Source organism: Nonomuraea sp. MG754425 (assembly GCF_021699195.1).
In the GTDB taxonomy this organism is placed as follows: domain Bacteria; phylum Actinomycetota; class Actinomycetes; order Streptosporangiales; family Streptosporangiaceae; genus Nonomuraea.
Genome location: NZ_SSXE01000343.1, coordinates 1 through 5,041, shown reverse-complemented (window position 1 = coordinate 5,041; position 5,041 = coordinate 1). Strand labels below are relative to the sequence as shown.

Sequence of the window (5,041 nt, the reverse complement as noted above, 5' to 3'; positions counted from 1 at the left end):
GCTCGGGGGGCTCGGGGGGCGCCCCGACCGGCACCGAGACGAACCGCGCCGCGACCGCGCCGGCCGCGGTCAGCACGAACGGGTAGACGCATAAGTACACCCGGAACGCGAGCCCCGGGTCGGCCCCGGGGTCGTCGCCCGAGTTGTAGCCGAAGAACACGCCCAGCGAGGTGAGCGCGAGCCCGGTCACGATGCCGTTGAGCCGGGTGAAGAAGCCGAACGCCGACAGGAAGAGCCCCTCGCGGTGCTCGCCGTTGCGGGCGGCGTCGGCGTCCAGCACCCGCGCGACGATGAGGTCGTTCGTGGCGAGCATCCCCGACCACCCGGCTCCGACGATCACGCCCGCGGCGATCGCGGCGCCGAGGCCGGTGGCGAAGAACAGGGCGGCGAAGCCGGCCGCGAGGACCGCGAAGGCGAGCCGCCAGGTCCACAGCGCGCCGCGCCGGGCGACGACGCGGGTCCAGGCCACGAGACCGCCCGCCGAGATGAGGATGACGACGCCCTGGAGGTAGAGCGCGTTGCCGACCGGCAGCCCGAGCGAGTAGCGGACGTAGAGCTGGATGCCCGACAGCACCAGCGCCATGGCGATCCCGTAGCAGGCCCCGGTGAGGCCGACCGTCCAGAACAGCCGGTTGCGCACGATGGACCACACGCTGGGCAGCAGCCGCGGACGCTCGCGGGTGGAGTAGCGGGGGCTCTCGCGCGCGCCCAGCGCCATGAACACGATCACGGCGAGCGCGATCACGCCGTAGACGATCGCCGTGGTCCGGAAGCCCTGGGTGGACTCCTCGGTGCCGAACACGCTCGTCGTGAGCAGCGGGGTGACCGCGAGCGAGATCACGAGCGCCACGAGCTGGAAGCCCTGGCGCAGGCTGTTGGCGACGGCCCGGTCACGTTCCCTCGGGTACAGCTCGGGCAGCAGGGCGCCGTAGTTGGCGTTGAGCATCGAGTCGAACGCCTCGCACAGGATCGCGAACACCGCGAACCACAGCACGAGGCCGACGCCCTGCAAGGACTCCGGCGCGGAGAAGAACGCGATCATGCAGGCCGCCAGCATCGGCGCACCGATCAGCAGCCACGGCCGCCGCCGGCCGAACCGGGTGCGGGTGCGGTCGGACAGGTGGCCGAGCAGCGGGTTGTCGAGCGCGTCGATGACCGCGTAGACCACCATGACGACGCCGTACGCGCGGACGTCGAGCCCGAGGATGTCGACGTAGTAGAGGATCATCGATCCCTTGATCATGTTGATCGGGATCGAGGTGCCGAACATGCCGATGGCGTAGCGCCACGCGGGAGTCCCCGCGGGGGCGGAGGCCGTACCGCGCTGGGACACGCGATCACCTTCCTTGCCGATGCCGGCGCTGTGCGCGTCCGTTACGTCAAGGACATCTCATCGTTCGCGGGGGCGCGGGTTCAAGGGGTTCGCGGGGTCCTGATCGCATTCGTCCGGGCTCACACCAGGACCGCGCCGCCCGCGACGTCCACGATGACGCCGGTGATCCAGCTCGAGTCGTCCGAGGCGAGGAAGAGCGCGGCCCTGGCGACGTCCTCGGGCGTGCCGAGCCGCCGCAGCGGGTGCGCCTCGGCGAGTGTGCTCTGCACCTCGGCCGGGATCCACCGCCGGTTGGTCTCGGTGAGGATCGTCTCGGGGGCCAGGCAGTTGGCGCGGATGCCGTACGGGCCCACCTGGGCGGCCAGGTCCTGCGTGAAGACCTGGACGCCCGCCTTGGCCGCGGCGTAGGCGACGATGGTCCGCTCGCTCGGCTTGCGCCCGGCCGCCGACGACAGGGTGATGACGGTGCCGGAGCGGCGCTGTTTCATGCCGGGCAGGAAGGTTTTCACGGTCAGGAAGGTGCCGGTGAGGTTGCGGTCGATGTCGGCCCGCCAGCTCTCCTCGGTGATGTCCTCGATGGGCGCGGGGCGGCTGTCGGAGCTGCCGGCGTTGGCGACCAGCACGTCCACGTGGCCGTAGTGGTCGAGGACGCGTTCGCGGATGTGTTCGAGGTCGGCGGCGGAGGTGACGTCGCCGGTGACGCTGACGGCCTCGCCGCCCAGGTCGGCGATACGCGCCCGTACCTCGGCGAGCGCGCTCTCGTCGCGGCCGTGCAGCACGACGCGGGCGCCGGCGCGCGCGAACGTGACCGCGATGGCCGCGCCGATGCCTCGTGAGCTTCCGGTGACCAGTGCCACCCGATCGTCGAGCACGCCCATCGCCGCCATCCCCTTCCGGACACCGCGTTCGGGCCCGTGCCTCGGAACGGCCGGGCGGCCTCAGTCTGGCAGGCCGGCGTTTCATTTCGGCTTCATCGCCGGGGCGGCCGGACACCCCGGTCGCTTCCCGCGGCCGGGGCGTCCTTGCGGGGTGGGCAATCGATCCCCTTGTCCTCCTACCCAGCCTGTCCGCTTTATAGCCATATGTCCGTTTTGTTCTGCTGGATGCCTAGCCGTAGACGCCGAACTCCCAGAGCGAGTAGCCGTAGGCGGTGCCGCGCTGGGTGAGGTGCAGCCGCACGTAGCGGGCGGTGGTGTTCAGGTCGATCTCGTCGAAACCGCCGTCCCCCGCGGCCGTGGCGTAGGCGGCGGTCCAGGTGACGCCGTCCGGCGAGGTCCGCACCTCGTACGCCCTGGCGTACGCGGCCTCCCACCCGAGCTGGACGTGCCTGATCGCGGTCGGCTGCCCGAGATCGACCTGCAACCACTGCGGGTCGGCCCATTCGCTGGCCCACCGGGTGGTGAAGCTGCCGTCGGTGGCCCGCTCCGGGGTGAACGGGCCGCCGTCGCCCGTCGCCTGGGAGGTGGAGGCGGTGGTCGGCCTGCCGCGCGCCACGTTCGTCCCGGGGACGACCGGCGGCACCACCCGGAAGGAGCGCTGCTCGATGCCGACGTTGCCATGGCCGTCGTAGGCGTAGACGTAGACCTTCCACACGCCCAGCGCCTGCGGGGCGGTCGCCGAGAACCGGCCCGGCCCGGTCTGGGTGAAGGTGACGTGCGACAGGCCCCGGTTGCCGGTGACGTGCTTGTCGCTGTACATGAGGTTGTAGCGGACCAGGTCGCCGTCCGGGTCGGAGGCGGCCACCGCGACGTCGAACGTGCCGCCCGCCGGGACCGCCGTCCGCGAGGAGACCGTCATGGAGGTGATCTCCGGCGGCGTGTTCGCGGACGCCTGCCCGGTGTACGCCTTCCGCAGCGCGTGGTAGCCGTGCCGCCGCCAGCCGCCCGGCGTGGTGTTGAGCCAGACGCCGCCGAAGTCGTTCTCCACGCCGTAGTGGAACTCGGTGACGCCGAGCGCCACGCCCGTGTGGCCGTGCACGGCGTTCCAGCTCGCGGTGTACATGTCCCGCTTGGCCAGGTCGCCGGGCTCGTCGGGCACGCCGTTGACGTCGTTCGGCACCTCCCACTCGCCGTCCGGCCCCGCCTCGGTGACGATGTACGGCTTGGTGTACCCGCCCTTGGCCCAGTCGTCCCTGACGGTGCCGATGGCGCCGTAGGAGTTGACGGCCAGCAGGTCCAGCGCCGGGGCGTGGGCCTTGTAGTAGGTCCAGGCGTGGGTGTAGGCGTCGGTGGAGGTGACCGGGTGGTTCGGGTCGGCGGCGTGCACGGCCTGCGCCACCTCGTTGACGAACGCCGCGTAGGCCACCCGCCGCTGCTCGACCACGTCGGCCGGCAGGCCGTGGTCCTGCATGGTGAGGATGACCTCGTTGCCGACGTCCCACATGAGCACGCCCTGACGGTTCTTCAGCGCGTTGACGCGGGCGACGATCTCGTTCTTCACCGCCGTCTTGTAGGCGGTGTCGTTGACGTAGTCGGCCCCCTGGTTGAGCCAGTGACCGACGATGACCTTGATGCCGTGCCTGGCGGCGGTGTCGAGCAGGCCCGGGGTCTGGGCGTCGTCCACGCCCCACAGGCGGATGGTGTTGACGCCCATGGCCGCCAGGTCGCGCAGGTAGCCGTCGGCCGCGTTCTGCGGCGGCCCGTACGTCAGGCCCTTGATCTCGTACGGTGCGCCGTTCACCTCCAGCCGCCAGTTGCCCTGCGTGCCCGCCACCCGCACGACGCTCGGCCCGGCGGGGACGGGCGGGTCGGTCATGGGAGCGGGGACGGTCCCGCTCTGCCTGGAGACCGCGATCCGGTCCACGCTCAGCACGCCGCCCGACGTGGTGCCGGCGACCGGAGTGGTCCGGCCCGCGACGGCGTTGGGCAGCGAGCCGCCGATGGCCAGGTCGAGGCGGAGGTAGAAGCCGTGGTGCACGGCGGCCTGCCAGGCGGCGACGCCCACCTGGCTCTCGCGCACCACCCAGGTCTGCTCGCCGTCGAGGTAGAAGCGGATCTCCTCGTCGGTCTTGGTGCGGTCGATGATCTGCGTGTACTCGTGGTAGCCGCTCCGGCAGCCGGAGCAGGTGGCCAGGCCGCTGGTGCGGCCGTCGTACTCGTTGCACGGCCCGCCGGGGGCGGTGCCGCAGTGCAGGGTGCTGGAGTGCTGCTCGCGGCCGTTGACGGAGGTCATGATGTCGGTCTCGCCGATGCCGGGCCAGTTGTTGTAGTTGCCCCGGTAGGCGGCGCCGGTCGCGCGGAAGCCGGGCCAGTAGCCGAGGGGGACGGCGACGTCGGGCTGCTTGAGGCGGGCGCTGAACCGCAGCAGTTCGCCGGGGCGCGGCTCGAAGTCGGTGCGCTGCGTCTCGACGCGGCCCGAGGTCCAGTTGCCCGCGGCGTCCTTGACGGCCTTGATGGCGAGGTGGCCGTCGCCGTCGAGGGAGACGTTGGCGGGGGCCGCGCTCATGGTCTCGACCTCGCCCGTCCCCCAGTTCGCGGGGCCGCCGGGGTAGGAGGTGCCGGTGCGCAGGATCCAGTTCGCGGCCGACGGGGAGCTGCCGGCGGGGCCGGTGAAGTCGTCCTGCCAGACGTCGGTCCAGGTGCCGGGGTCGGGGCCGGGGTCGCCGGTGTGGCCGTAGACCTGGAACTCCCACAGGGAGTAGCCGTAGCCGGTGGCGCGGGTGGTGCCGTGCATGCGGATGTAGCGGCCGGTGGCGGTGAGGTCGATGGT

The 5,041-nt window shown here is 71.8% G+C and carries 3 protein-coding genes; all 3 read right to left on the bottom strand.

Annotated elements, in window-relative coordinates; translation table 11 throughout:
* Positions 1–1,333: MFS transporter (locus tag FAF44_RS51985; protein WP_237110913.1), on the bottom strand; the 1,333-nt coding region annotated here is incomplete at its 3' end.
* Between the two features lie 119 nt (positions 1,334–1,452).
* The gene (locus FAF44_RS51980; RefSeq protein ID WP_237110912.1) at positions 1,453–2,211 is read right to left on the bottom strand and encodes an SDR family NAD(P)-dependent oxidoreductase; all 759 of its coding nucleotides are present in this window, start codon (positions 2,209–2,211) and stop codon (positions 1,453–1,455) included.
* Between the two features lie 229 nt (positions 2,212–2,440).
* The coding region (locus FAF44_RS51975) for a discoidin domain-containing protein (protein ID WP_237110911.1) at positions 2,441–5,041 on the bottom strand (2,601 nt) is incomplete at its 5' end.